The 25,681-nt window shown below is 67.9% G+C and carries 19 protein-coding genes and 1 pseudogene; 9 read left to right on the forward strand and 11 right to left on the reverse strand.

Annotation, left to right across the window (positions count from 1 at the left end; genetic code table 11):
• The first annotated feature begins 397 nt into the window (after positions 1 to 397).
• Positions 398 to 1,165 (forward strand): hypothetical protein, encoded by a 768-nt coding sequence (locus tag K4G64_RS19605; RefSeq protein WP_221757319.1) that lies wholly within the window; start codon positions 398 to 400, stop codon positions 1,163 to 1,165.
• Positions 1,166 to 1,735: 570 nt separating this feature from the next.
• Here the strand turns inward: K4G64_RS19605 and K4G64_RS19610 are convergent.
• The 11 genes from K4G64_RS19610 to eccB all read right to left on the reverse strand — a co-directional run bounded on the left by K4G64_RS19610 (position 1,736) and on the right by eccB (position 13,265).
• Positions 1,736 to 2,371: a hypothetical protein gene (locus K4G64_RS19610; protein ID WP_221757320.1), complete on the reverse strand. Its 636-nt coding sequence runs from the start codon at positions 2,369 to 2,371 to the stop codon at positions 1,736 to 1,738.
• Complete coding sequence (locus K4G64_RS19615) at positions 2,368 to 4,665, reverse strand: hypothetical protein (RefSeq protein WP_221757321.1); 2,298 nt, start codon at positions 4,663 to 4,665, stop codon at positions 2,368 to 2,370. Before K4G64_RS19615 ends, K4G64_RS19610 begins: the two co-directional genes overlap by 4 nt.
• Before the next feature lie 10 nt (positions 4,666 to 4,675).
• Positions 4,676 to 5,155 carry a hypothetical protein gene (locus K4G64_RS19620; protein ID WP_221757322.1) on the reverse strand — a complete coding sequence of 160 codons (480 nt, stop codon included), beginning with the start codon at positions 5,153 to 5,155 and terminating at the stop codon, positions 4,676 to 4,678.
• 281 nt (positions 5,156 to 5,436) lie between these two features.
• Positions 5,437 to 5,739, reverse strand: a complete 303-nt coding sequence (locus K4G64_RS19625; protein WP_221757323.1) for a WXG100 family type VII secretion target — start codon at positions 5,737 to 5,739, stop codon at positions 5,437 to 5,439.
• Positions 5,740 to 5,829: 90 nt separating this feature from the next.
• Complete coding sequence (locus tag K4G64_RS19630) at positions 5,830 to 6,168, reverse strand: WXG100 family type VII secretion target (RefSeq protein ID WP_221757324.1); 339 nt, start codon at positions 6,166 to 6,168, stop codon at positions 5,830 to 5,832.
• A gap of 94 nt (positions 6,169 to 6,262) precedes the next feature.
• The gene (locus tag K4G64_RS19635) at positions 6,263 to 7,429 is read right to left on the reverse strand and encodes a S8 family serine peptidase (protein WP_308122426.1); all 1,167 of its coding nucleotides are present in this window, start codon (positions 7,427 to 7,429) and stop codon (positions 6,263 to 6,265) included.
• Positions 7,430 to 7,553: 124 nt separating this feature from the next.
• The gene (locus tag K4G64_RS19640; protein WP_221757325.1) at positions 7,554 to 9,248 is read right to left on the reverse strand and encodes a hypothetical protein; all 1,695 of its coding nucleotides are present in this window, start codon (positions 9,246 to 9,248) and stop codon (positions 7,554 to 7,556) included.
• Positions 9,248 to 9,694, reverse strand: a complete 447-nt coding sequence (locus K4G64_RS19645; RefSeq protein WP_221757326.1) for a hypothetical protein — start codon at positions 9,692 to 9,694, stop codon at positions 9,248 to 9,250. Before K4G64_RS19645 ends, K4G64_RS19640 begins: the two co-directional genes overlap by 1 nt.
• 162 nt (positions 9,695 to 9,856) lie before the next feature.
• Positions 9,857 to 10,468 carry a hypothetical protein gene (locus tag K4G64_RS19650; protein ID WP_221757327.1) on the reverse strand — a complete coding sequence of 204 codons (612 nt, stop codon included), beginning with the start codon at positions 10,466 to 10,468 and terminating at the stop codon, positions 9,857 to 9,859.
• Positions 10,456 to 11,718, reverse strand: a complete 1,263-nt coding sequence (mycP, locus tag K4G64_RS19655) for a type VII secretion-associated serine protease mycosin (RefSeq protein WP_374206429.1) — start codon at positions 11,716 to 11,718, stop codon at positions 10,456 to 10,458. The genes K4G64_RS19650 and mycP overlap by 13 nt, the downstream gene beginning before the upstream one ends.
• A gap of 20 nt (positions 11,719 to 11,738) precedes the next feature.
• Positions 11,739 to 13,265, reverse strand: coding sequence for a type VII secretion protein EccB (gene eccB, locus K4G64_RS19660; protein ID WP_221757329.1), 1,527 nt, complete (start codon positions 13,263 to 13,265; stop codon positions 11,739 to 11,741).
• A gap of 198 nt (positions 13,266 to 13,463) precedes the next feature.
• On the opposite strand from eccB, the gene eccE reads away from it, so the two are divergent.
• From eccE to K4G64_RS19700, 8 genes and pseudogenes are all read left to right on the forward strand, one after another.
• Positions 13,464 to 14,780 carry a type VII secretion protein EccE gene (gene eccE, locus K4G64_RS19665; protein WP_221757330.1) on the forward strand — a complete coding sequence of 439 codons (1,317 nt, stop codon included), beginning with the start codon at positions 13,464 to 13,466 and terminating at the stop codon, positions 14,778 to 14,780.
• The gene (locus tag K4G64_RS19670; RefSeq protein WP_221757331.1) at positions 14,777 to 15,568 is read left to right on the forward strand and encodes a hypothetical protein; all 792 of its coding nucleotides are present in this window, start codon (positions 14,777 to 14,779) and stop codon (positions 15,566 to 15,568) included. Before eccE ends, K4G64_RS19670 begins: the two co-directional genes overlap by 4 nt.
• Before the next feature lie 302 nt (positions 15,569 to 15,870).
• Positions 15,871 to 16,032 (forward strand): annotated as a pseudogene (locus tag K4G64_RS40275) (SCO5717 family growth-regulating ATPase); the annotation flags it as partial.
• A 654-nt stretch (positions 16,033 to 16,686) separates the two neighbouring features.
• Positions 16,687 to 21,561 carry an ABC transporter substrate-binding protein gene (locus K4G64_RS40280; RefSeq protein ID WP_308122427.1) on the forward strand — a complete coding sequence of 1,625 codons (4,875 nt, stop codon included), beginning with the start codon at positions 16,687 to 16,689 and terminating at the stop codon, positions 21,559 to 21,561.
• An 18-nt stretch (positions 21,562 to 21,579) separates the two neighbouring features.
• Positions 21,580 to 22,629 carry an ABC transporter permease gene (locus K4G64_RS19685; protein ID WP_221757332.1) on the forward strand — a complete coding sequence of 350 codons (1,050 nt, stop codon included), beginning with the start codon at positions 21,580 to 21,582 and terminating at the stop codon, positions 22,627 to 22,629.
• The gene (locus K4G64_RS19690) at positions 22,626 to 23,540 is read left to right on the forward strand and encodes an ABC transporter permease (protein ID WP_221757333.1); all 915 of its coding nucleotides are present in this window, start codon (positions 22,626 to 22,628) and stop codon (positions 23,538 to 23,540) included. Before K4G64_RS19685 ends, K4G64_RS19690 begins: the two co-directional genes overlap by 4 nt.
• The gene (locus K4G64_RS19695) at positions 23,537 to 24,622 is read left to right on the forward strand and encodes an ABC transporter ATP-binding protein (protein WP_221757334.1); all 1,086 of its coding nucleotides are present in this window, start codon (positions 23,537 to 23,539) and stop codon (positions 24,620 to 24,622) included. Before K4G64_RS19690 ends, K4G64_RS19695 begins: the two co-directional genes overlap by 4 nt.
• On the forward strand, positions 24,619 to 25,629 hold the full coding sequence (locus K4G64_RS19700) for an ABC transporter ATP-binding protein (RefSeq protein WP_221757335.1): 1,011 nt from the start codon (positions 24,619 to 24,621) through the stop codon (positions 25,627 to 25,629). The genes K4G64_RS19695 and K4G64_RS19700 overlap by 4 nt, the downstream gene beginning before the upstream one ends.
• Positions 25,630 to 25,681: the final 52 nt, after the last annotated feature.

Below are 25,681 nucleotides of genomic sequence, written 5' to 3' on the forward strand. Positions count from 1 at the left end.
GTGCGGGCGCGGCCCATGCCTGCGGGGCGGGGGATCTTCGTGTCTCGGCGGAGGGGGAGGCCGTTGGTGCAGGTGGGGTTGAGTCCGGAGGGGTTGTTTTGATGGTTGATGATCGCTGGTGAGAAAGTCAATGTCCATTCTCATACGTCGGGCAACTCTGTTTGGCGTTATGCCCCTGGCGCTTATTCTGGTCGGTGTCACTCATCTGGTACCAGATGAGTGACACCGGAAAGGGGTGGCGCTACAAGGAGAAGCTGGCGACGTATTGCGAAGGCTTGATCCCGTACGAAGAGTCTCCCGCCTTCACCGGCCTCAACACTGAGAGCGGCCTGGCTCGCGACGAGCACCAGCGTTTCGGCGACAGCAGGTTCTACTCCTGCCGAGTTTCCGACATGCGATGACTATCGGCCTGATCGCTGACGACGCCATCAATTCCAGGCAGGACGAATTTGAGATGCTCGACACCTTGCATTCGAGTGCCTCGGATACCCCTCCCAATCCCCTCGATGGCGGCTGGCAAGGCTATACCGATCTACGCAATACCGGTGTTGTGCTACCTTGCAAGAACAGGCCCGCATCCGTCGTCGTATCCATCGCCGGGGATGAATCACATGAAAATCCGCGCGAAGCCCGCGAGGTGGGGGAACTCGCAGTCGCCACCGCGCGAAATGCATCCGTCCACTGGTCATGTAAGACAAAGTTCGGTGGACGGATCCCTTCGGTATCCGGGCCGACGACGGAAAAATACCCGTCCTCCGCCACGGGCACCTGCAAGGGAATCCACATAACTGGGCACGAGAGCCTGTACATAGACTGGATCAAGGAAAGCAAGGCATCAGGCACCACTCCACTGGAGATGTGCATATTCGGCGAATTTGGGGCAAATTCCGAGAGCCTGTACAAGCTGGAAGCTGCGTTCGGCCCCTACGCCCAGCGATTGCGGTCGGAGACCGATGAGCTGGGAACAATGAATGCAGATACCGGACTCAGGCTTGACATGGCGTGGGGGACCGCTGCTTGCCCGGGTTCCGCACGGGCGATCTTCAGCATCTACGCAACGGAATACGCCGATCCACGGAAGGCCTTCCTAGTAAAGGCACTGCGCGCGTTCGCCGAGCGCTCAGCCGCACGCCACGGCTGCACAGACCTGAAACTACCGCGCTGATTAGACAGGCTGGCGGCGTTTATGCGGTGCAAGAAGTGCACACAGTCCCGGCACCCCTATACCGAAATCCCACTAGCGTTTGGGAAGCTGAATTCGGTGGCCGTCGTCATCGAAACCGCCTTGTCGTTCATCGCCCGGCCTGTCAGCGAGTCAATAATTTGGGCACGGATAGGATCCTCCTGGCCCGGCGATTCCCGCAAGGGAATTCGATGCTGAGTGGGGGTTCACTCGCGGCCAATGCCTGCAGGACTTGGGTCATCGTGTCTCAGCGGAGAGGGCAGGCCTTCTATTCCGGTGATAGTGCCGCCAGCGCAGGGGTGAGCTCTGCTGCCCATCGGATCACCCACCCGGAACCGTTCTTCTGGTTATTTCCGGGCAGTATTTGTCTTTCGCTGCTCTGAATATATCAGAGCGATCGCAGAGAAATCACCTCTGCAGAGTATCTGCTAGTTTGTGGATCGTGCAGATCATCCACCTTGGAGCAGGATACCACCCACGACTCACTCAATTAACTATGCTGGCTTCACTTCGACCAATGGCCGCAACGGTTTGCCAGCAGAACAGGCCTACTCACCCATCAACCTCCAAGCCATGTGGGATGTCCGGCTTATTGGTGCAGGACAGCTCATCCCGCAGAGTGCGAGCCAATTTCACGGCCAGCTGCTGGTGGAATGCCGCCGAGACTCGCGGGGAATCCGGCGCGCTGACTCTGGCTTCGAGAAGCACTTGGGCTTGCCTGCCTGCGCCCTTGATGGCACAACGGAATACGAGGTCGATGTCCCCGCCCACACCGGAGGGGTCAGCAACGTAGACATCCGCGGTTGCGCGTTGCCAGCGTTCGGTGTTGGTCTGCACAGACTTCAGGGAATCTGCCGCCCACCTTGCCATCGCAGTAAAGCGGCCATTGCCCGATAGTCCACAGGTCTCGTATTCCTTGAATCCCCTGAGTTCATCATAAGGGTCGATTGCTTCCTGCGTCAGACCCTTCTTGAGCTGGTCAACAGAAAGAGCACTGTTGGAGAACTTGAGATCGCTGGAATCAAGGACAGACTGCAAAGACTCCATGTTCTTGGCTCCGAAAAGAGCGTTACAGGTCTTCCACTGAGTGGGGTACTTTTCGCTTAGGGACTGCCCATTCGAGCAACCTGTCGACAATGCCAGCAACACCATGGTTCCACACCAGGAAAACCGGTTCAGGGCTTTCATGAAGCCACCTTCTCATTGTTCGAGATAGCCGTCTTCCCAGCCAAGTAGGACTGTTCAATCTCATTGATGAGATCGGTGGCCTGGCTATTATTCATGCCGGTAGTTTGGGCGAATCTGAGAACGGGCTGAGTGGCTGCCCGCTCGCCGATCTTCTCCACGTCCTGCACGGCTTGAAGTGCCTGAGGGTCGTTCGTGTACTCGTGGTCCTTCAGGTACTCCAACGTGTGGTTGCCATATGCGGTACTGACAGCGGACCCGGCGGACTCCATGACCAACGGAACCGCGGTAGCGGCAACGACTCCCGCTGCCGGGCCCAGCAGTATCGCGGCACCAGCCGTCGCTGCTACCGTGGCTCCTCCGCTGACGAGCGACTTGCGCCATTCTCCGTTCTGCTCTTGCAGCATCTGCTGAGCCTCTTCCGGATCCTTAAATTCCTCGCGAATCCCATGAGACCGCGATTCATCGAGGATTCCATGCACTTTCGCAGCATTTTGGGCAAACGCAACGCCACGATCCTCGTCGTTCTCAAACGCCACGAGACCACTTGCCATAAAGAGCTGCTGAGCCGAAGTCAATGACTTATATCCGTCCTCGTCGCCGGCCACCAGCATCATGAAGTTGCGCGCCTTCTGCTCGTCGAAGGACGTTCGCGTCGATCCGTCGCTGCTGTTCTCGAAGAGGGCGTCTCGTCCCAGCGCGTCGCCCGAGCCGCCGAAGTTCATGATCGAATAGTTGAGGTCGTCGATGTATGACGCGCCCATCTTCGCGAGGCTGTCCTTCATTACCTCAGGTGGCTGCCCTTCCTCAGAGGCGACGTTGTAACGGTTGATGACCTGCTTCATAATCTCGGCCGTATCGCTGTCCCGATGTAGCTCCGGTGGGTCCGCGTCCCAAGCGTCGCCTGTGACCGCCGCCTCCAACGCGTGCCCGAGGGCGTCGGGACCCATTGACCGTGCGTGCTGCGCTTCGTCACTGCCAGGATGTACGAGGCTGTCAGGAGCCCACTCAAAGTCCTTGCCGTTCAGGACGTCGAAGTAGTCGTAACCAATTGTGCCGTTCTTGTAGACCGTGCCATCCTCCTTGTAAACGGTCGGCTCGTCGGTGAAGAACCGCTTCGCGGCCTCCGGGCTGTGTCCGAGTCCTTCAAGTACGCTCGTAAGCGGGTCATAGCCGGCGCCATTCTTTCCTGACGGATTATATCCCCAGTCGAGGTCGGCCCCGCCCGTCACCGGCTTGTTCCTCATGAAGAAGTCGGGATCTTTGTGATGCAGTTGAACAACGTGCTCCGCGATGGGGTTGATGAACTCTGCATCGTAGTTCCCGTATCGCAGTAGCCCCCCGAGGATTTGGTATCCATAGGGCGAGTTAGGGGCCCCCGGGTAGATCTCAATTGGCTGGGTTCCCAGCTTTCTGAATTCTTCTCCCCAACTCGCTGAAAGGTGCGGCTCATTGTCCGGGTCAGTCGCTGTGGCGAGTGCGTTGCCCATGTTGCGCTGAAGCTGCCTGGTCAGGGTCAACCGCTCTCTATTGTCGTCTCCCTGCGTACCTTCGAGAGCCATACGACCGTAGAAGTCCAACGTCTCTTTGGGTCCCCCAAGAGACTTGTAGAACGCCGTGCTGAAGTCTGCGTCCTTCGCGTTCCACCTCATGATGGAGTTCAATTCGGTGAACTGCTTGTCAGTCATCTTCGGACCAATCTTCGCGAGCTCCGCCGCCCGCTCAGACTGAGCGTCGTCCAGGGATGTGTACGAGCTGTGCCCGGCGTTGTGCGGATCGCTGCCGTGACTCTTGCGGAGCGCGCGGGCCACTGACGCATCGATCTCTGTGGCATGAGCGATGAGCCGGTTGATGCGACTCTCCAACTCTTGCTTGGCATCGAGCTGGTCCTGGGTGCGCTCGTCGGTGTCGCCCCGGACGTGCTTGAAGTAGCAGCGAACCTTACCGTCACCGATGTCCTCGACGCGGACCCCGAGGGTTGGGGCATCAGCCTGGACTGCGACCCTGATCTGCTTTTGAAGGGAGGCAAGTTCTCTGTGGGCGTCGTTCAGGACCTGATGAATACTGTTCGCCTCGGTGTGGAGGTCAGCGATCTCTTTCGTGGTTTTGGTGACGAAGCCGCGTGTCACTGTGGCGTTCGCACCAGCCCACCGGGCCTTTTCCGATTTGGCCTTCATTCCCCTGCGCGCGAACTGCGCTGCGGTCTTGAGCTTGTCGACGGCACTCTTCCAGTCTGAGACGGCGGTGGCCAGCTTGCCCAGGTCCACCTCAACCAGATCCATATACTTGACGGCCACCTGGCTGCTCCTACTTGAAGTACTTGCTGAGCTCTGACACTGACTCAGCCATGCCGTCTCGGCTGCGCAGTACAGCCGCAATCTTGGCGTCGTCCTCTGCGTGCAGCTTCTTGCTGAAGTCGAGGTGATTGGAGATGTGGGCGCATGCCTGGAGCACTGCCTTGGACTGGGATGTCCAGACATCGACCGTCAGTTCCAGGGCGCTGCCCATCGCGAAGCCATGCGCTTTCAGGGAGGCGGCGGCCTGCATCGTCGATCCGGCCCCGTCCTTGTTGATGCTCGCGCCGGCGATGTCCGTCCCGGTGCGAAGGTCCTCGTAGAGAGTGAACGCGTCGTGGCCGACGGCGCCGAGGTCATCCTGGTTGACCACCAGATCACCAGCACTCCCGCCTCCTCCGCCACCATCCGCAGCGAGCTGGTTGAGTTGCGTGCCTGTCGATCCGCTCTCAGCCACGTCGGCCTTGAGCTGCTCCCACTCGTCCCAGGCCATTCCCCGCACCCTCCATTGATTTACGCTGACGAGCCAGTCCCGATATCGACTGATCGTGGAGCCTTCTCACACCCGCCGCAACTTACCAACTGAGTGGACGGCTCAAGCAGTCGAAGGTCAACCCACATCACTGCTTCACACTTATCCGGAGCAGGATGAGGCTGCGCTGAACACAACAGTGAACGTCTCTCCGCTCACCAGAGAGAAGCCCGGCTGATCAAAGCAATCCAGGGTGGGCACCTCCCGTGCGTGCCCACCCTGGTTTTGGAGACTGTGCGCTCCTACTGGAAGTAGCTGGCGCCCTTCAGGTCGCCGCCTCGGTAGTCACCGCCGGCGGTGTGGACTCGCTGTGAGATGTTGACCAGCGCCTGGTGGATGCCCCGTGCGTGTGAGTCCCACTGCTTGGTCTTCTTCTGGAACTCCTCGTACGCCTCGCCGCCCCAGCCCGCGGACACGTTGAGCACGGCCTGCTTCAGGGCCTCGAGGTCCTCCTCGAGCTTCTTTGCCTGATTGCCGAGCTCGGTGGCGAGCGCATCCATCGTGCCGTACGTGACGGCGAGTTCGTCGTAGTGTGCTCCGGACATTTTTCCCTCGTTTCTGTGCAGATTTCAGCCGGGCTGCGCGGCCCGGAAGACGGTGCGGCTCACTGCCGCCCGGTGGCTCGTCCGCGTGCCTCAGTAGCTGTTGAGCGCCGAAGTCTTTCCACCGAGGTCGTCTACGGAGATCTGCTTGAGGTCGGCCTCGATCTGGTCCTCGAGGTTGCGCTTGTCGGTCTTGTTCAGGTTGATGCCCTCGAGGAAGTCGTCGAGCATCTTGCCGATCGCGACCATGTGCTGGTTGATTTCCGTCTGCTTCGTGTTGAAGGCCTGGGCGCCCTGTCCCCTCCAGGCCTTCTCGATCATGTCGATCGTGCCCTGCAGCTTCGCGAGCGATCCCCTGATGTTGTCGTATCGATCCACAACCTCGGTCTGAAGCCTCTGTACGTCGCTCTCATTAAGCTTGCGGTCGACCATGTGGGCACTCCCCTTCGTAAGAGCTGTGGTTCGTTTCCGAGCGCGTCATCGCGCCGGAGAGGTCGCGTGTGACCGGTTGACCCGCGGTGAGTCGTCATGCCTTTCGCCGCGAGCGGATCACCGCGAAGGCACCGCCCCCGATCACCAAGGCCGCCCCCGCGGCGCCGAGCGCGACCCACATCGTGGTGTTGTCGGACGCCTCCGAGGTCGATCCTGCCGCCGAAGTCTGGCCGCCAGAAGTGTTCTTGGGGGCCTGTGACGAGGTTGGTGCGGAAGCGGAGGGTGCGGCGGTGGCGCCCGTGACGCCGGTTCCGTTCTCGAAGCTGAGGGGGTCCGTGGCGGCCGGCCCCGGATTGATGTCGCTGTTCTCCAGCACCTTGCGGGGGCGGACGGCGCCGTAGCCGAGGTAGTTGCTCCGCTCGCCCTTCGCCCATGTGCGGCCAGCCGTATCGATCATGGTGCGGAGCACCTGGTTGGCCGTCCAGTCTGGGTGGGCGGACCAGATGAGGGCGGCTGACGCTGAGGCGATGGCGGTTGCCATGCTCGTCCCATCCCCCTCATCGCAATATGAGCGGAATGTTGCGTCGCACCAATAGGGAACGTTGAGACCTGGAGCTGACAGATCGACATAGTTGCCGAACTCCGAGAAGCCGCCCACTTTCCCCTTGTCGTCTGCGGCGGCCACCCCCACTACGTAAGGATAGGCGGCTGGATAGCCGATGAAGTTCTTGGATTCAGCATCGTTTCCGGTAGCGGCGAACATCAGCTTTCCCTTGGAGTGGGCGTATTTGACGGCCTTCTCCACATCTGGGTCGATGATGTCAGTGCCGATGGACATGCTGATGATGTGAGCATCACTGTCAGCCGCAGCCTTGATCGCATCGGCGACAGCAGGTGTTTCTTTCTTGACCGTGCTGCTCAAGCCTTCGGAGAGCACTCGATACGGGACGATTCTGGCGCCGGGGGCCAAGCCCTGAAGCCCACCTCCGGCGCCGGTACCGGCAATCAACTCCGCCATGCTGGTGCCGTGGCCGTTGTAGTCTTCGGTGGCCTTGTACGAGACCCGCTTCGGCACTTCATCTGCGAGTACCTGATCCTTCAGGGAAGGCGTGTCCGGGTGCACGCCGGTGTCCAGCACGGCAACTTTGACTCCTTTGCCTGTGCTGATCTTCCACATGTCTTCGGCGCGCATCGCGTCCAAGTACCACTGCTTCGACTGAATGTCTGCGGCGACCGCACTCGGAGCCATCCCCGAGGACATGATTGCGAAAGCACCGAGTGCCGCGCATGCGGTGGACACCCGTCCTCCGGCACGTCCTGTGAAGAACGCAGTCAGTCCGCCACGTGGGCTGGTCCTCGTCATGCCTCTGAGATCCTCGCTGTTATCAGTCAGTCACTGGTGGCGTGTTGCGTCGTGGGGAGTCCGGCTGAGTCACACCCTCACGGTCTTTGCGGTCCCTGTTTCGTCGATTCCCCGACCGGCCGCGCGGGGCGCCTGCGCCTCCGGTCGGCCCACCGCTCCTCGCTGCCGGGGCTTGCCCCTTGGGGGTACCGACAACGCCGTCGGGATTGCCTGCGGCAGGGCGGGCACTCTGGCCTGGACGAGCGCCAGGGGTGGAGTTCGGCGCGCCGATCACTCCGCGCTGCCCGATCTGGCCGACGGGAGCACGGGAGCCGGTGTTGCCGCCGGCGCCGACGACCGTACCGCGCGGGATCTTGGAACCGGTCACCCCTTGAGGACCTCCGGCTGGCCTTCCGCCGACAACTCCGTTACCGCGCGCCGCACCCGTGGAACTCGAACCTGCCGCGCGGTCGCTCGCCGGTCCACCGACGGTGCGTGGCATTCCGCCGGAGACGCCGCGGCCCATCGGGGAAGCGCTGCCACCTGCGCTGCCACCTCGAGCACCTGACTGCCCCGTGGCGGTGGCGTGCCCCATCGGGCCGGTGGTGCCGCGACCGCCGACAGTGCCGTTCGAAGTGCCCGTACGGCCTTGCGCCGAGATCGGGGCCCTGTTGCCGTTCGCTCCGCCGAAGGCTGAGGCGCGGGCTGCCTGCTGCCTGCTGAGGGCGGGAGGAACCGCACCGGAGGGAAACGGAGAGGCAGTCCCACCGTTGCCGCCACTCGGACCAGTCATCGTCGGCGCCACATGGGGCGACGGCCTCGTGGTTTCCTGCGACGGCAGGATGCCCACGCTGTCGATCTTCGTGCCGATGTTCGCATCCGAGGAAATGGTCGGGGCGTCCACTTGCTTGAGCGGCGGCGTAGGGTCTCCGGATCGCGCGGGCCCAGTCGACGAACTCGAAGAGTCATGCGCGGCCACCAGGGGCTGGTGCGCGGACCCCAGCCCCCCAGCGCCTTGCCTTCCCTCGATTCTGAGATCCCCGTAGCTCGGATCCGGCTTGGGCACCCCCACATCCGGCATAGGCTCGAACGTAGGCGGCTCCTGCCCCGCCATGATCTCTTCCGACACCGCGTAGAAGGACGCCAACCGGTTCATCTGGTTGATCGCCTCTTGGCGGTCCTTCTCGGCCTTGACCGCAGCCGCGTACTCCGCGTTGCTTTCGGTTTGCTTGGGCGTCGGAATGTCCGCGACCGCCTTGGGGTCCTCTCGGGTGTCGCGCGGCGGCATGGCGCTGCGGACGGAGGCGAGGCCCGTGGCCGCTGCCGTCATCTGGGTGCCGGCGGCGTCGGCGAAGGCGGCGAGTTTGCGGGCATGGGTGACGAGATTGGCGCCCCACTTACGGAAGGCCTCGCCCGACTCGCCCTCCCAGTCGACCCGGGTGATGTGACCCTCGAGTTCCTCGGCCGCGTCTTCGATGGCGGTCTGGGCGTTCAACAGGGCAGTGCCCGCAAGTTCCAAGTCCTCTGGTTTTGCGGACTCGACCATGTCGACCATGGCGTTCAGGGCGTGGCCCTCGAAGTTCGTCTTGCCGAAGACACGGGGGACCTTCCAGCCGAAGGGGAGGAGTTGGGCCACCCCCGTCGCACCGCTCACCATGTCGATGGTGCCGATCTGCGCCGCGGCCTGCTCCTTTTCCGCCTGATGCGGTTCCTGAGGTGGCCTCTGTTCGTCGCTCATCAGTAGGTGACCGTCCGCTCGTCGTTGCTCTTCGGCGCGGACTCGCCCCGCTTCTCCGCCTCCGCCGCTGCCCTCTCCCGCTCTGCTTCCTCGTGCTGACGGCCGATTTCCGTTCTGATCTCCCAGAACCGCCGCCGCTCCTCCTCGTCGATGTTGCTGAAGTTGCCGCCCGCGCCCATGACGGCGATCTGCATCGCCTCGATCTGAAGGCCCAGGTTCTTGGAGAGTGCGGTGAGACGTTCGTGGACGCGTTCGTACTGGCTGTGGAGGCCCTTGGCCTCGGCGAAGCCGCCCAAGCCGCTGAACGAGGCCTCGGAGAGGGCGTGCGCCGCGATCTTCTGAGCGCTGCCGGGTGAGCCCTCGAACGTGGAAAGCACGGCATCGACACGCTTCTTGAAGGTCCCCAGCGCCTCCAAGCCGACTTTGAACCCCTCCGCAGGCAGCATGCCTTCCCTCCCCGTTCCCCGTTTGCAAGTCAGTGAGCAGTGCACAGGTGATCAATCGATCGGCACACTCGATCACCACTGTAGTCAACGTGTGAGGTGCAACCAACTGAACTTCGTGGTAAGTGAGTTGCCCGAGGGATCAGTCCCGGCCGAGCCGCGACGTCAGCATCCCCCCTCGTGCGTGGTCACCGCGAAGTCATACGAAGGGACCGTCACCGTCCCCTGACCACCCGCGATGCCCGGCGGCTCATAGTCCCCGTCCTTCGACCGGGTGCGTGTGACCTGCATGCAGAAGGCCGAGTCGGCGCCTGTGACCATATAGCGCGCCTCGGAAGCGGTGTTCGGGGCGGCGGGTGTCGCGTTCACGCCGTATTGCGGGGCGTCGCCGCCGCCGTGCTCGACGACCTCCTGCTCGATCCTTGTCGCGTATTCGTCGATCCAGCCGGTGTCGTCGTCCTCGGCATAGATGTCGCCGAGAGCGGAGCTGCCGTCCAAGGCGTCCGTGGCGCCCTGCACCGCGGTCGTCAACTCGGCGTCGTCCCATGCCGTGTCGTCGGAGACGTTGAAGCCCTGCACACACAGGTAGATGCCGACGCCGGCCAGTGCGACGAACGTGACGCGAGCAGCGATGAAGGAGGCGTCGGACAGTTCCTCGGCCGACGGGTTGATGCCGGCGCGCCAGGCCCGGACCCGGTCCGCCTTGACGCAGGCCATGGCCAGCAGCACGGCGGACAGGATGAGGCCGAGGACATTCAGTTCGGTCAGCGCGTCCATGTTCCGCCCTCCGCCCGTCGCTTCTGCCTGCGCCGCGCGTCCCGGAGCGCCACCGCCGTGCCGCCCATCCCCGCGACGAGGACCACCGCGCCCACGGTCACGTAGGTCGCGAGGCGGGCGTTGCGCTCCTCGGCGGTTTCGCCGGTCTGGAACTTGGCCGCGGTGGGGGCTTCGGGTGTGCCCAGGCCTGCTTCGGGGTTGGGAGACTCTATGGGGTGTTCGTCCTGCGTCAGGGCTCGTACCGGGTCGACCACTCCCCAGCCGACCAGACGGTCGTGGCCGGCGGTGGTGCGCTCCGCGGTCTGTTCGATCTGGGCGACGACCTGCCGGGCCGTCCAGTCGGGGTGTTTCGCCTTGATCAGCGCGGCGAGGCCGGCGACGTACGGCGCCGAGAAGCTCGTACCGTTGTCGGAACAGTGGCCGCCCTTGGGGACGGTGGAGATCATGTCGACGCCGGGGGCCGCGACGCCGACGAACTCGCCGGACTGGGAGAAGGCGGCGCGCTCGTTGTTGCGGTCCGAGGCGGCGACGGCGAGGACGCCCTCGTAGGAAGCCGGGTAGGTCTCCTTGACGTTGCCGCCGAGGCCGTCGTTGCCCGCCGAGGCCACGACTACGATCTTCCGGGCCAGGGCCTGGTTGATCGCCAGAGCCAGATCGGACGTCGACTTCATCGGTTTCGTGGTGTCCTGGGAGATGTTGATGACGTCGGCCCCGGCCTGGACGGCGTAGCGGATCGCGTCGGTCAGGGTGCCGACGTCGCCGTTGCCCTCTGCGTCGTTCTGCTGGATCGGGATGATCGTCGCCTCGGGGGCCAGGCCGACGAAGCCGGTGCCCTTGGCGGGCCGGGCCGCGATGATGCCGGCGACCTTGGTGCCGTGGCCGACCGTGTCCGTGGTGCCGTTCTCCTTGCCCCGCTCGATCGGGTTGCCGTCGTCGTCCTTGAGGTTCTCGGGCAGGAAGTTGCGGCCGCTCTTCACGTCGACGGCGTCGGTGAGCTGGGGATTCGTCACGTCGACGCCGGTGTCGATCACCGCCACCCGCATGCCCTTGCCCGTGGACTGGCTCCACAGCTCGTCCAGGAGGACGCGCTGCAGGGACCAGGGGCGGCCCGGGTACTTGCCGTTGGGGAACGCGCACTGGTCCGAGTACGGCAGGTCGGCCGCCGCCGCGGAGGGCGCGAGGACGGCGGGGACGGTCGTGAGCACGGTCGCGGCCACCACTGTGGTCGCCGCCCGGAGGAGGGAGGGCATGTGTGGCATGTCCGGCCCTCTCAGGAACCCTGCGGCTGGCGTGCCGCCGTCGTCGACAGGCGTGGGCCGGTGGGCAGGAACTCCGACCAGGCGACGGGGATCGGCGCGGGGTCCACGTCCTTGTAGCCGAGCCGGGTCTGGGCCTGTTGGGCCTCCTGCTGGGCCTGTCGGCGGTCCTTGGCCGTCGTTCCGATGCCGGCGTCGTCCGCGCCGCTGTCGGCGTTGGACTGCAGGACGTAGCGCAGGCCCGTGTCGGTGACGAGGAAGACGGGGCCGGCCTTGGTCTGCCTGCCCTGGAACTGGCGGTAGAGCTGGCCGGAGCCGGGCGTGACGTAGGCGCTGGAGGAGCCGGTGGGGAGCTTGGCCGGGAAATCAGTACCGGCCCAGGTGCTCAGGGTCGTGGCCCCCGAGCCGGCGTCGACGCCGCGCAGGACGTTGCAGACGGTGCCGCGGCTTCCCGCGGTGCCGGAGGCATCGTTGACGGGCTGGGGGTCCTCGGTGGGCCAGCGGTGCTCGGTGCCGAACGGCTTGCCGGGGACGATCGCGCCCGGGCTCATGTCCTTGGCCGCACCGGCCTGGCCGAGGGAGGCCAGGTCCTCGCTGAAGAGCAGGAGTTGGGCGACGAAGGCCGAGACGGGGGCGACCCGGCCGGGCAACACCACGTAGTACTGGTCGCTGTTGAGGTCGGATGCCTTGAGGACCATGCCGACCTTGTCGGTCTTGTCGTCCAGTTGGCCTGGGGCGTCGGCCGCGACACCGATCTGGCCGGGGATCTTCGGGAAGGAGATCGGGTCGCCGGTGTGCAGGGTCCCCAGCCACTCACGGGAGACCTTCTGCGGCTTGCGTCCGGAGCCGACGACGGCGCGCAGCAGCAGTTCGTTGCTCTTGTCGATGGGGTAAGAGCGTCCGCTCGCGTCCACCACGTAGTGGTTCCCGTCCGGGGCGACGACGTAGAGCAGTTGCCCGCCCGTCAGTTTCTCGCCCTTGCCCTCGGTCGCCTTCAGGTCGCGGGAGGCGAGGACCAGGGCGGCCTTCTGGATGGACTCGCCTCCCGCGCTGGGGCGTTCGCAGACAGCCCAGCGCTTCTCGCCGCCGGCCTCGGACGCCGAGGGGAGACGGTCGGGCGCGTAGGGGATGCCGATGGTGGCTCCATGGGGGATCTTGCCGTTGTCGAGGACGGACTCGGCGACGGTCACCACATCGCCCTGGCCTTCGTTGAGGAGCAGCTTCGCGGAGGCCATGTTGAGGACCGGGTGCAGCTGGACCTGTTTGCCCGTCTTCAGGACGACGTAGCGCGTGGTCGAGTCGCTGGCGACGATCACCTTGGCGTTGGGCTCGTCCCAGCCCTTGGGTGCGGTGGGCTTGAACATGCCCCAGGCCCCGAAGACGGCCATGACGACCACACCCACGATGGCGCCGGGGACAACCGCGCGCAGCGGACGAGGTGCCCCCTCCTCCGAACCGTCGGTCGACGACTGCAGGAAGGCCGCGAGCATGCGCCGCTTCGCGAAGGTGTAGGCATTGAGCTGGTCGCGCCGAGATGCCATCTCTGCTTGTCTCTCCCCGTGTTCAGATGTGCCGCGCTCGCCTGGTGTGTCATGCCGACCGCCCCGGTGTCAGAGCGGCCCCCTACTATGCCTGGTATCCGCGGGGACTTGTGTTGCGGGTAGGGTGCCCGGGCCTTCACAGGCTTGGTGCGGTGCTGAGACACCACCGAGTCGTCAGCAGAACGGGGGGATGGAGTGATGGTTTCCGGAACACGCGCCCGGTCCCGCGACCGATCGCGGACGCGGGGTGCTTCGGCGTCCGGGCAGGGGCCGGCGCGGCAACCGGCCTCGCCGGGGGCGCTCCACTCCAAGGTGCGTTCGGGTCAGGTCGGGGCGTTCCGGTTGCAACGCCTCGTCCTGTTCGAGGTCGCGGCCGCCATCCTGCTCGTCGGATGGGTGATCGATCCCGTGGCCGTGGTGCCTGCGGCCGTCCTCGCCGGCTGTCTGGTGCTGCTCTCCTTCCTCCGTCGCCGCGGGCGTTCCCTGCCCGAGTGGCTGGCCACGGCTCAGGCGTTGCGTGCAAGGCAGCGGCGGGCCTCGAGTACGCCGATACCGGAGGGCACGGAGCCGGGGCTGGCGCCGGCCGTGGAGTGCGACCCGAGTCTGCGGACGTACACGTACAGCGGCCGGGACCGCCGACCCGTCGGAATCGTCGGGGACGGCACGTTCGTCACCGCGGTCCTGCATGTCGAGGCCGACGCCACCGCGCTGCGGGCCGAGCGGAACAAGCAGCCGTTGCCGCTCTCTCTGGTGTACGACGCCCTGGAGGTGGACGGTATCCGGCTTGAGTCGGCGCAGGTCGTGCTCCACACCCAGCCCGCGCCCGCGATCCACCTGCCCCGGCAGTCCGTGGCCGTCGCCAACTACGCGCCCCTGCAGGAGCAGACGGGTGCGCCGGCCGTACGCATCACATGGATCGCGTTGAAGCTCGATCCGGAACTGTGCGCGGAAGCGGTGGCCGCGCGCGGGGGCGGCCTGGTCGGAGCGCAGAAGTGCGTCGTGCGGGCCGCCGATCATCTCGCGAGCCGACTCACCGGATCCGGATTCCGAGCGACCCTCCTCGACGAGGAGCAGTTGATCTCCGCCATCGCCACGTCGGCCTGTGCCAACCCGCTCGTGACGGCGGAGGCCGGGCGCACGGACACGCGGGAGCGGCGGACGGAGGAGTCGGGCCGGAACTGGCGCTGTGACAACCGCAGACATACCACGTACTGGATCCATCGATGGCCCGCCCTGGGTGGGGAGGGGGCGCCGTCGCTGCCGCAGCTCGTCGCTCTGGTCACGGCCGTCCCCACCCTCGCCACCACCTTCAGCCTCACGCTCAGGCGGGGGGAGCGGAAGAAGGTGTCCGTCTGCGGGCACCTGCGGGTGACCGGGCGCAGCGACGACGAACTCGTCGCCGCCCGGCGCGCGGTGCAGGCAGCGGCCCGTCACACGGGCATGGGGCTCACCCGACTCGATCGGGAACAGGTCCCCGGCATGCTCGCCACTCTGCCCCTCGGAGGTGCCCGATGACGGCGACGACCCCGCGCGCAGGACGAGCGGCGGTCACCGGACGGGGTGAGCCTTGGCAGACCTCTGCCCCCGAGCGGGCGCGTGAACTGCTGCGCCGCGGCTTCGGGTTGATCGGCCCGAGACATCCTCGGCACTCCGTGGACGCCGACCAACTGGACGCCCTCGCTCTTCCCGTCGCCGACGACGGCGTCGTCATCGGCGTGGACGCGGAGAACCGGCCCGCGGTGCTCGGCCTCAACCGGCCGCTGCCGTACGACGTCGTGCTCATCGGCGGGTTGTGGACCGTGCAGGTCATCGCGCTCAGGGCGGCGGCAACGGGGACGCGGGTCGCCGTGGAGACGGCGCGGGCGCAGGCCTGGATGCCGATGGTGCACGCGATGGGGGGCGGTCAGAACGGGATGGCCGTGTACGACGTCGGGCGGGTGCCGCCGCTGGGTGCCTCGGCCGGTACGCCGGTGCTGGTGGTACGGGACTGCGGGATGCGGCCACCTCGCGGTCGCGTCGTCTCGGGGCCCTGGCAGTCGGTTCTGACCCTGTTGCCGTACGTCAGCCCGGTCGCTCCGCGGCTCGTGCGGCAGGCGCGGCTGGTCGGAGTTCAGAGGGTGTCGCCCGACGAGGCCAAGGAACTGGGCCGCACGATGGCGCTCACCCGGGCCGAAATGGACTCCCTGCCTGGGCTCTCCGACGGCCTCACCCTGTGGTGCACCAACCGCGATCGGCAGTATGTGATGACGCAGCCCACGGACGCGGAGACCGGTCTGTTGGGTACGCCACGTCGGATGGACTGACGGACCTGCCATCGAAACCGCGCGTAGCGCCCGGTTTGTCAACATTACTCCAGCAACTGTGTCCCGTTTAGCCTGCTTTTCGAAGTTCGGCGTTGCTGTGGAGGGGCAGACGGGCCTGCCGGGGCGGGGCTTGTGGTGATTAGGCTGGGACGGGGCGCGCCGTCAGAACCCGTGGTAGGCGGTCGGCGTCCCAGGGGGAAGGCGGGGGAGCCTGTGGAACGGACGACCTCGGACGACCTCTGACACCCCTCAAACAACTTCGTACGACGTCGGACGACAAGCAAGGGTCGCCCCAGCACGGCATGAGGGTGCTCGACCACATCAGGAGGAACACTGTGAGCAGCGATCGGGACGGGATCCGCGGGGGCTGGGCGACACCCGGCGATGACCAGCCCGACGCGGAGTCCGCAGCAGAGGTGACGGGCGAGTTCACCATCGACTACGCGCCGCCCGCCTGGTACACGCAGAACGCCTCGGGGAACTCGTCCTCGGGGCAGGGAGCGGGCCCGGCGTCCGAGGAGTCCAGTTCTTCGGGATCTGCCGGAGGGCCCGGGTCGTCCGGGGGGTCCGCAGGCTCCGGGATGCCGAAGGGGCCGGTGCCGCCGCTGCCCGGGCTGACTCCTCCGCCGCATGCCATTCCGTCCGGTGGGGCCCCGGCCTTCCCGGCGCAGAATCCCGCTCAGGGACCGGCCTCGGCGTCGCAGCCGGCTCCGGCGCCCGGTGCGCCCTTCACGCCGCCCACGCCGCCGCCTGCTCCGGGTGCTCCGTTCACGCCTCCCGCACCGCCGCCTGCTCCGGGTGCTCCGTTCACGCCTCCGGCGTCCGCGCCGGGCGCGCCCTTCACTCCGCCCGCCGCCGGGGGGCCGGCCGGTGTGCCCAGGTTGCCGATGGGGAGCGGCTTCGAGCCGCAGGTGTCGCAGCAGGCGCAGTCCGAGGTGCCCCAGGAGGGTCCGTCCTCTCCCACGGCTGTGCCGAACATCCCCGTGGGTGGGTATCAGGCGCAGTGGACGCCGCCGGCTCCGCCGGAGACGACCCCGGCTGCTGCTCCCGCTCCCCCTGCTCCGGAGGCGGCTCCTGTCACTCCTCCCGCCCCGTCCGGGACTCCTGAGGCTCCGGCTGTGGTTGCCGGTGCGGCGGAGCCGTCGGCCGGTGATCTGGAGAGCGGCGCCACCATGCGGTTCTCCGCCGTCGCCCTGAAGCGGGAGATCGAGGAGCGGGCCGCCGCGGAGGGGGTTTCCACGCCCGACGCGGCCGGTACCCCCGACGCCGAGGACGAGGGTGACACCGAGGCGGACGAGGTCGTCGGCGAGGCCGGCGGCGCTGTCCCTGCGGATGACACGGAGGGCCACGGCCCCTACGCGGAGGCCGACGACGCCTCCGAAGGGGTCTCGGACTACGCGCTGGACGCGGACGCCTTCGCGGATGTGCCGTCGGCCGAGGAGGCCGAGCAGGAGGAGACGCGGTCGGAGGGCGAAGGCGCGGCGCCCGTGGTTGCCGAGCCGCCTGCCGTGGCAGCCGATGACAGCGAGTCCGAGGACGCCGGCATCCAGGACGGGGTGCCCGCCGACGACGCCCGTTCGGAAGAAGCCGTGGACGGGGACGCCGAGGCGGAGGACACCCGGGCGGAGGACACCGCGCCCGAAGACACCCCGTCGCAGACCACCGCGCCCGAAGACACCTCGTCGCAGACCACCGCGCCCGAAGACACCTCGTCGCAGACCACCGCGCCCGAAGACACCTCGTCGCAGACCACCGCGCCCGAGGACGTCCGGCCCGGGCCCGAGGATGCCGTGCCGGCCGGTGCCGAGCACCCGCGTGAGGACGCCGTCGCCGCTCCTGAGGAGCCCTCCGACGCGCCTCCCGCCGACCTCGCGTCCTCGGAGAGCGAGCCGGAGGACGCCGTGCCGGCCGCACCGGCCCCCGATGCCCCGGCCCCGCAGAGCGCGCCCTCCGACTCGGTTCCCCCGCTCCCGCAGGGTGTGCCGCCGCTGCCGCCGTCGTACCAGCCGGCGGCCCCGGCGCCCGCGCACCAGTGGCCCGTGCAGCCGGAGCAGCAGCCCCAGCCGGAGGCTGGGCCCGCCGATGAGCATGGGCCGGCGCAGGGTCAGCCGCCGGTGCCGCCGCAGCCCTCGGTACCGGCTCAGCAGCCGCCGTTCCAGCCCCAGGCGCCGCAGCCCGAGGCCCAGCCCCCGCACGCGGGGCAGCAGCCCCAGCAGCAGGGTCACCCCGGGCAGCCCCAGCAGCCCATCGACCCCCGTACCGGTGCCGCCTGGCCGCAGCCCATGCAGCACGACCAGCGGCAGCCGACCAACCCCGGGGCCGCGCCGCTCGGTTACACCGCCGCCGTGGAGCTGTCCTCCGACCGGCTGCTCAACAGCAAGAAGCAGAAGGCGAAGAGCAGCCGTCCGGCGGCCGGTGGCGGGCGATTCAAGATCGGCGGCAAGAAGGAGGAGGCCGAGCGGCAGCGCAAGCTCGACCTGATCCGTACGCCCGTGCTGTCCTGCTACCGGATCGCCGTGATCAGCCTCAAGGGCGGTGTCGGCAAGACGACCACGACCACCGCGCTGGGCTCGACGCTCGCCACCGAGCGGCAGGACAAGATCCTCGCGATCGACGCCAACCCGGACGCCGGCACGCTCGGGCGCCGGGTGCGGCGGGAGACCGGGGCGACCATCCGTGACCTCGTCCAGGCGATCCCGTACCTCAACTCGTACATGGACATCCGGCGGTTCACCTCCCAGGCCTCCTCCGGCCTGGAGATCATCGCCAACGACGTCGACCCGGCCGTGTCCACGACCTTCAACGACGAGGACTACCGGCGCGCGATCGACGTGCTGGGCAAGCAGTACCCGGTGATCCTCACCGACTCCGGCACCGGTCTGCTGTACAGCGCCATGCGCGGTGTGCTGGACCTCGCCGACCAGCTCATCATCATCTCGACGCCGTCGGTGGACGGGGCGAGCAGTGCGAGCACGACGCTGGACTGGCTGTCCGCGCACGGCTACGCCGACCTCGTCTCGCGGTCCATCACCGTCATCTCCGGGGTCCGTGAGACCGGCAAGATGATCAAGGTCGAGGACATCGTGTCGCACTTCGAGACGCGCTGCCGCGGCGTCGTCGTCGTGCCGTTCGACGAGCATCTCTCCGCCGGTGCGGAGGTCGACCTCGACATGATGCGGCCGAAGGTGCGGGAGGCGTACTTCAACCTCGCGGCCATGGTCGCCGAGGACTTCGTCCGCCATCAGCAGTCGCACGGCCTGTGGACCTCGGACGGCAACCCGCCGCCGGTCGCCGCCCCGCCGATGCCCGGTCACGCGATGCCGGGTCAGCCCTACGCCCAGCCGGGACAGCCGGGACAGCCGGGACAGCCGGGACAGCCTCCCTACCCGGGTCAGCAGCAGCCGGCTCCCGGCCAGCCGGGCCCGTACCCGCAGCAGCCCCAGCAGCCCCAGCAGCCGCAGCCGCAGCCGCAGCCCGGGCAGCCTTACCCCCAGCCGGGTCAGCCGTACGCCCAGCCCGGCCAGCCTTATCCGCAGCCCGGCCAGCCCTACGCCCAGCCGGGGCAGCCCCCGGCCCAGCCCGGCCAGCCGCACCCGCAGGCCGCAGGCCAGCCACCCCACCCGCAGCCGGGACAGCCGGAGCACCCCGGCCAGCACCCCGGCCAGCAGCCCGGGCAACCGGCGGCGCACCCCGGACAGCCGTATCCGCAGCCCGGCCAGCCCGGGCAGCCCGGTCAGCCCCCGGCCGCTCCCCCGCAGCCGGGCTACGGCTACCCCCAGCCGGGTCAGCCGGGTCAGCCGGGTCAGCCGGGTCAGCCCGTCGCCCCCGCCTCCGACGCAGTAATCACCTCACCCGATCGGCCCCTTCTCAGGGGCCGATCCCCGTGTGGCCCGCGCCGTTCCGACTCGGCGCGGGCCTCGGTGCGTTCAGGGCCGAATTCCGTTGCCAGGCCCTGGCCAGGGGCGCGTCAGTGGTCTCCACCAATGGGTGCGAAAAGCTCGCCAATTCGTTATTTCCGCAGGCCACAAGGGGTGAACGCGCCGTTGACGGGTGGAGACGGCCGCTGGTACACACACATCACGCATCTGACAGCTGATCAACCCGTCCTTCCCGTCCGAGCGATGACGCGAGGTCCGACCATGGGCACGAACGATCAGAAACGCAGCCTCCCGCACGGCCTCCGGCTCGTCGCCCTGGCCGGGGCCGCCGCGCTCACCCTCACCGCCGGTCTCGCGACCCCGCTCGACCCGGCGCCCCAGCAGGCCCGGGCGGCCGACGACGGCAAGAAGGTGCTGACCGTCGCCGTGGCGCAGAGCGTGGACTCGCTCAGCCCGTTCCTGGCGGTCCGGCTGCTCAGCACGAGCATTCACCGGCTCATGTACGAGTACCTGACCAACTACGACCCCAAGGACAACCACACCATCCCGGGCCTGGCCACCAAGTGGAAGTCGTCGCCGGACAAGCTGACGTGGACGTACACGATCCGCGACAACTCCACGTGGTCGGACGGCGAGCAGGCCACCGCCGAGGACGCGGCGTGGACCTTCAACAAGATGATGACCGACACCGGCGCGGCCACGGCGAACGGCAGCTACGTCGGCAACTTCAAGAAGGTGACCGCGCCCAGCCCCACCGAGCTGGTCATCGAGTTGAAGAAGCCGCAGGCCACGATGGCCGCGCTGGACGTGCCGATCGTGCCGAAGCACGTGTGGGAGAAGGTCTCGGACTTCTCCGAGTTCAACAACGACAAGAGCTTCCCCGTGGTCGGCAACGGGCCGTTCGTGCTGAGCGGCTACAAGGCCGACAGCTACGTCCGGCTCAAGGCCAACAAGAACTTCTGGCGCGGGTCGCCGAAGTTCGACGAGCTGGTCTTCCGCTACTACAAGGACCAGGACGCCGCCGTGTCGGCGCTGCGCAAGGGTGAGGTGTCGTTCGTCGCCGGATCCCCCTCCCTGACGCCCGCTCAGGCGGAGTCGTTGAAGGGCGCGGACAACATCCAGGTCAACGACGCTCCCGGCCGCCGCTTCTACGCCCTCGCCACCAACCCGGGCGCCAAGGCGAAGAACGGCGAGAAGTTCGGCGACGGCCACCCCTCCCTGCTGGACCAGCGGGTGCGCAACGCGCTGTTCCGGGCCGTCGACCGTGAGGCCATCATCGACAAGGTGTTCCGGGGCCACGCCGTCGAGGGCGAGGGCTACATCCCGCCGCGCTTCCAGGACTACTTCTGGAAGCCCTCCGCGGACCGGAAGCTGGCGTACGACCCGGCCGAGGCGGCTCGGCTGCTCGACCAGGCGGGGTACAAGAAGAACGGCGACGGCAAACGCGTCGGCAAGGACGGCAAGCCGATCACCTACCGCGTGCTGTGCCACGCCACCGACCCCAACGACAAGGCGGTCGGCAAGTACCTCCAGGAGTGGTGGGGCAAGCTCGGCATCGGCGTCCAGCTCAACTGCCTGGACAACGTGACCGACCCCTGGCTGGCCGGCAAGTACGACCTGGCGTTCGACGGCTGGTCGGTCAACCCCGACCCCGACTTCGTGCTGTCCATCCACACCTGCGGGGCGCTGCCGGCGACCCCGGAGGAGACCGGCGCGACGGACAACTTCATCTGCGACAAGAAGTACGACGAGCTCTACGCCCGGCAGCTCACCGAGTACGACCCCGCCAAACGGGCGGACATCGTCAAGCAGATGGAATCGCGGCTGTACGACCTCGGGTACATGAACGTCATGGCGTATCCGAACGCGGTCGAGGCCTTCCGGACGGACCAGATCAAGTCGATCACGACCATGCCGGCGAAGGCAGGCAACATCTACGGCCAGGACGGCTACTGGAGCTGGTGGTCGGCGGTGCCCGCGGACTCCGGCGGGTCCTCCGACAACGCGTCGTCGACGGGGGTCGTGGTCGGGATCGTCGCGGGTGTGGTGATCCTCGGCGGGCTCGGCGCCTTCGCGGCGATGCGGCGGCGGGCCACCGCCGAGGAACGCGAGTAGGGCGGCGAGCGGGTACCGATGACCGCTGACGCGACCCCCGCGCTGGTCGAGGACAAGCAGCAGACGGCCCCCGGGCCGCGGGTACGCAAGAGCTCCGCGTACCCGCGGTACCTGGCGGGCAAGATGGCCGGTGCCGCCGTCTCACTGCTGGCCGTGCTCGTGACCAGCTTCTTCCTCTTCCGGCTGATCCCCGGCGACCCGGTGAAGACCATGACGGGCGGGCGTCAGGTGTCGGCGGAGCAACTGGCCGCCTATCGCGAGGAGTTCGGGCTCGACCTGCCACTGTGGCGGCAGTTCACGGACTACTGCGGCAAGGCGCTCACGGGCGACTTCGGGACGTCCTACCAGTTCCGGTCGCCCGTCGTGGACAAGATCACCGAGGCGCTGCCGAACACCCTGCTGCTCACCGGGACCGCGTTCGTCCTCTACACGGCGCTGGGCATCTACCTCGGCACCCGGTCGGCCTGGCGGCACGGCAGACTGGGCGACCGCGTCAACACGGGCCTCGCGCTGACGCTGTACTCCATCCCGTCCTTCTGGCTGGGACTGCTGCTGATCATCGTGCTGTCGGTGGGCATCGGCCCGCTGCCCGGCATGTTCCCGACCGGCGGCATGGAGTCGGGCGGCAAGGAGGGCTTCGGTCACGTCCTGGACGTGGCGCACCATCTGGTGCTGCCGGTGGTGACGCTGGTGGCCGTGGAGTACGGGCAGACGCTGCTGGTCACACGGTCGGCGCTGCTGGACGAGATGGGCAGCGACTATCTGACGACCGCGCGGGCCAAGGGGCTGCGCGACGACCTCGTACGCCGCCGGCACGCCGTGCCGAACGCGCTTCTGCCGACCGTGACGCTGATCTTCATCAACCTCGGCCGGACGGTGGCGGGCGTGATCCTCGTGGAGACGGTGTTCTCCTGGCCCGGCCTCGGCGGGCTGTTCTATCAGGCGCTGAGCGTGCCCGATCTGCCGCTCGTGCAGGGGCTGTTCTTCGTGTTCGCCGCCGCGGTGATCCTGATGAACACCCTCGCCGACCTGGTCTATCCGCTGCTGGACCCCCGGGTGGCCCGATGACGACGACTGCCGAGACGACTCCCGGCCCGCGCACCCTGGCCCGGCAGCGCCGCCGGGCGTCCGTCGCCCGCTTCTGGCGGCAGTACCGCTCCGAACGGGCGGGGCTGTACGGCCTGACGGTGCTCGCGCTGTGCGCTCTGCTGGCGCTGTTCGCACCGCTGTTCGTCGGCTCCGACGTGAGCAGCGTGACCGACGCGCCGGGGCGCCCGATGCAGAGCCCGAGCGCCGAGTTCCCGCTCGGCACCGATCAGTTCGGGCGTGACCTGCTGGGCCTGGTGATCTGGGGCTCGCGGGTGTCGCTGCTGGTCGGGCTGCTCGCCGCCGTGCTGTCGGTGGCGATCGGCACCCTGATCGGGGTGACGGCGGGGCACTTCAAGGGCTGGTACGCGACGGTGATGATGCGGATCACCGACTGGTTCCTGGTCATGCCGACGCTGGTGCTCGCGATCGCCCTGGCGACCGTGATGTCCCGCTCGCTGACCACCACCGTCGTGGCGATCGGCGTGACCACCTGGCCGACCACGGCCCGGCTGGTGCGCGCGCAGACCCTCGCGGTGGAGACCCGGCCGTACATCGAGCGGGCCCAGGCGCTCGGGGGCGGGCACTGGCACATCATGTCCCGGCACGTGCTGCCGAACGTGATGCCGCTGGTCCTGGCCCAGACGACGCTGATCATCTCCTCGGCCATCCTCGCCGAGGCGACACTCGCCTTCCTGGGACTGGGCGACCCCACGGTCGTGTCGTGGGGCGGGCTGCTCCAGGACGCGCGGGAAGCGGGCGCGGTCAGTGCCGGGGACTGGTGGTACCTGGTGCCGCCGGGCATCGCCATCGCCGTGGTGGCGCTGGCGTTCACGCTGTGCGGCCGGGCCGTGGAGTCCGTCCTCAACCCCAGGCTGGGGGTGTCGCGTTGAGTCTGCTCGACGTCAGGAACCTGACCGTGACGTACGCGGGCGGGGCGGCCGCCGTGCGCGGGGTGGACCTGCGCCTGGAGGCGGGCCAGAAGCTCGGCCTCGCCGGGGAATCCGGCTGCGGCAAGTCCACGCTGGCGCTGGCCCTGCTGCGGCTGCTGCCGGCCGGGGCGAGGATCACCGGGGAGGTGCTCCTCGACGGCGAGGACGTGCTGACCATGAAATGGGGCCGGGTCCGGGCGGTCCGCTGGGCCGGGGCCTCCATCGTCTTCCAGGGCGCGATGCACTCCCTCAACGCCGTGCACCGCGTCGGCGACCAGATCGCCGAGCCGATCCTGCTGCACCGGAAAGCCACCGCGGCCGGGGCGAAGAAGAAGACCGGCGAGCTGCTGGAGCAGGTCGGCCTGCCGGCCGCGCGCGCCGACGCCTACCCGCACGAGCTGTCCGGAGGCCAGCGCCAGCGCGTCATGATCGCCATGGCCCTGGCCTGCGACCCGCGGCTCGTCGTCGCGGACGAGCCGACCACCGCGCTCGACGTGATGATCCAGGCCCAGATCCTCCGGCTCATCGAGCAGCTGGTCGCGGACCAGGACCTCGGACTGATCATGATCAGCCACGACCTCGCCGTCCTCGCCGACACCTGCGACCGGCTCGCGGTGATGTACGCGGGCCGGGTGGTCGAGGAGGGCCCGGCCCGGCAGGTCCACGAGGACGCCCGGCACCCCTACGCCCGGGCGCTGTCGGCCGCGTTCCCGCGCATCGGCGACCCGGTGTCCCGGTTCGCCCCCCAGGGGCTGGCGGGCGACCCGCCGGACCCGGCGGCGCTGCCGTCGGGCTGCACGTTCCATCCGCGCTGCCCGGTGGCGCTGGAGTCGTGCCCCGAACAGGACCCGGTGCTGCGGGCGGCGGGGCCGGAGCGGCGGGCCGCGTGTGTGCTGGTCGGACTCCCGGAAGCGGGGGCGGAGGCCGCCCAAGAGCGGGCGATGACCAAGCCGGTGGCTTCGGAGAACGACTCGGCTGACGCACCGGAGACCCCTGAGAGCGGCCCGGAAGCGCTGGAGGAAGCGAGGCCCAGTACGCCATGACCCTCTCCCCCACGGCCCCCGAGGTCACCACGGCCCCCCTGCTCAGCGCCCAGGGCCTCCACGTCACCTTCCCCGGCCGGCACGGCGGCCCCCGGGCCCGCGCGGTGGACGGCGTCGACCTCGACATCCGCCGAGGCGAGATCGTCGCCCTGGTCGGCGAGTCCGGCTGCGGCAAGACGACCCTGGCCCGCAGCCTGCTCGGACTGGTCGAGCCGACGGCGGGCCGGGTCACCTTCGACGGCCGCCCGCTGGACTACTCCGGCCGGTCCCTCAAGGCCTACCGCAAACGCGTCCAGCTGGTCCTCCAGGACCCGAGCGGCTCGCTCAACCCCCGCCACACGGTGTACGACGCGGTCGCCGAGGGCCTGCGCATCCACGGCTACGGCGGCGACGAACGCACAGCGGTCGCCGAGGCCCTGTCCCGGGCCGGCCTGCGCCCCCCGGAGCGCTTCTTCCTGCGCTACCCGCACGAACTGTCCGGCGGGCAACGCCAGCGGGTCGTCATCGCCGGCGCGCTCGTCCTGGAGCCCGAACTCCTCGTCGCCGACGAGCCGGTGGCGTCCCTCGACGCCTCGGTACGCGGCGAGATCCTCGCCCTGCTGCTGCGTCTGCGCACCGAACTGGGCCTGTCCGCGCTGGTGGTCACGCACGACCTGGGTCTGGCGTGGAACATCGCCGACCGGGTCGCCGTGATGTACCTGGGCCGGATCGTGGAGACGGGCGCGGTGGAGCAGGTCCTGACGGCACCGCGGCATCCCTACACACAGGCGCTGCTGTCCGTCCTCCCTGAGGCCCCCGGCGCCCCGGTGATCCTCACGGGCGAACCCCCGGACCCGACCCACGTACCGCCGGGCTGCCGCTTCCACGCCCGCTGCCAGATCCTGTCGAGCGGCGAGGCGGAACGGGCGGGCGTGTCGGACGCGTGCAGGGGCCAGGACCTGCCGGTGCTGAGCGGCGGCGGAGAATCACAGGTCGCTTGCCATTGGGCGGTTGTACCGCGCCCCTAGGGGCGCGGGGAACTGCACGACAAGCCCCCACCCACCCGCAGACGGCCAGCAA

The organism is Streptomyces sp. WAC04114, assembly GCF_019733245.1.
Classification (GTDB): domain Bacteria; phylum Actinomycetota; class Actinomycetes; order Streptomycetales; family Streptomycetaceae; genus Streptomyces; species Streptomyces massasporeus_A.

Excerpts from the sequence above, each read along its gene's own strand:
- K4G64_RS19605 (WP_221757319.1), top strand. The coding sequence starts at position 398 with ATGACTATCGGCCTGATCGCTGACGACGCCATCAATTCCAGGCAGGAC.
- K4G64_RS19625 (WP_221757323.1), bottom strand. The coding sequence starts at position 5,739 with ATGTCCGGAGCACACTACGACGAACTCGCCGTCACGTACGGCACGATG.
- K4G64_RS19635 (WP_308122426.1), bottom strand. The coding sequence starts at position 7,429 with ATGTCCTCGGGGATGGCTCCGAGTGCGGTCGCCGCAGACATTCAGTCG.
- K4G64_RS19670 (WP_221757331.1), top strand. The coding sequence starts at position 14,777 with ATGACGGCGACGACCCCGCGCGCAGGACGAGCGGCGGTCACCGGACGG.
- K4G64_RS19690 (WP_221757333.1), top strand. The coding sequence starts at position 22,626 with ATGACGACGACTGCCGAGACGACTCCCGGCCCGCGCACCCTGGCCCGG.
- K4G64_RS19640 (WP_221757325.1), bottom strand. The coding sequence starts at position 9,248 with ATGAGCGACGAACAGAGGCCACCTCAGGAACCGCATCAGGCGGAAAAG.
- K4G64_RS19685 (WP_221757332.1), top strand. The coding sequence starts at position 21,580 with ATGACCGCTGACGCGACCCCCGCGCTGGTCGAGGACAAGCAGCAGACG.
- K4G64_RS19700 (WP_221757335.1), top strand. The coding sequence starts at position 24,619 with ATGACCCTCTCCCCCACGGCCCCCGAGGTCACCACGGCCCCCCTGCTC.
- K4G64_RS19645 (WP_221757326.1), bottom strand. The coding sequence starts at position 9,694 with ATGCTGCCTGCGGAGGGGTTCAAAGTCGGCTTGGAGGCGCTGGGGACC.
- K4G64_RS19630 (WP_221757324.1), bottom strand. The coding sequence starts at position 6,168 with ATGGTCGACCGCAAGCTTAATGAGAGCGACGTACAGAGGCTTCAGACC.
- eccE (WP_221757330.1), top strand. The coding sequence starts at position 13,464 with ATGGTTTCCGGAACACGCGCCCGGTCCCGCGACCGATCGCGGACGCGG.
- K4G64_RS19620 (WP_221757322.1), bottom strand. The coding sequence starts at position 5,155 with ATGGCCTGGGACGAGTGGGAGCAGCTCAAGGCCGACGTGGCTGAGAGC.
- eccB (WP_221757329.1), bottom strand. The coding sequence starts at position 13,265 with ATGGCATCTCGGCGCGACCAGCTCAATGCCTACACCTTCGCGAAGCGG.
- K4G64_RS19650 (WP_221757327.1), bottom strand. The coding sequence starts at position 10,468 with ATGGACGCGCTGACCGAACTGAATGTCCTCGGCCTCATCCTGTCCGCC.
- K4G64_RS19610 (WP_221757320.1), bottom strand. The coding sequence starts at position 2,371 with ATGAAAGCCCTGAACCGGTTTTCCTGGTGTGGAACCATGGTGTTGCTG.
- mycP (WP_374206429.1), bottom strand. The coding sequence starts at position 11,718 with ATGCCCTCCCTCCTCCGGGCGGCGACCACAGTGGTGGCCGCGACCGTG.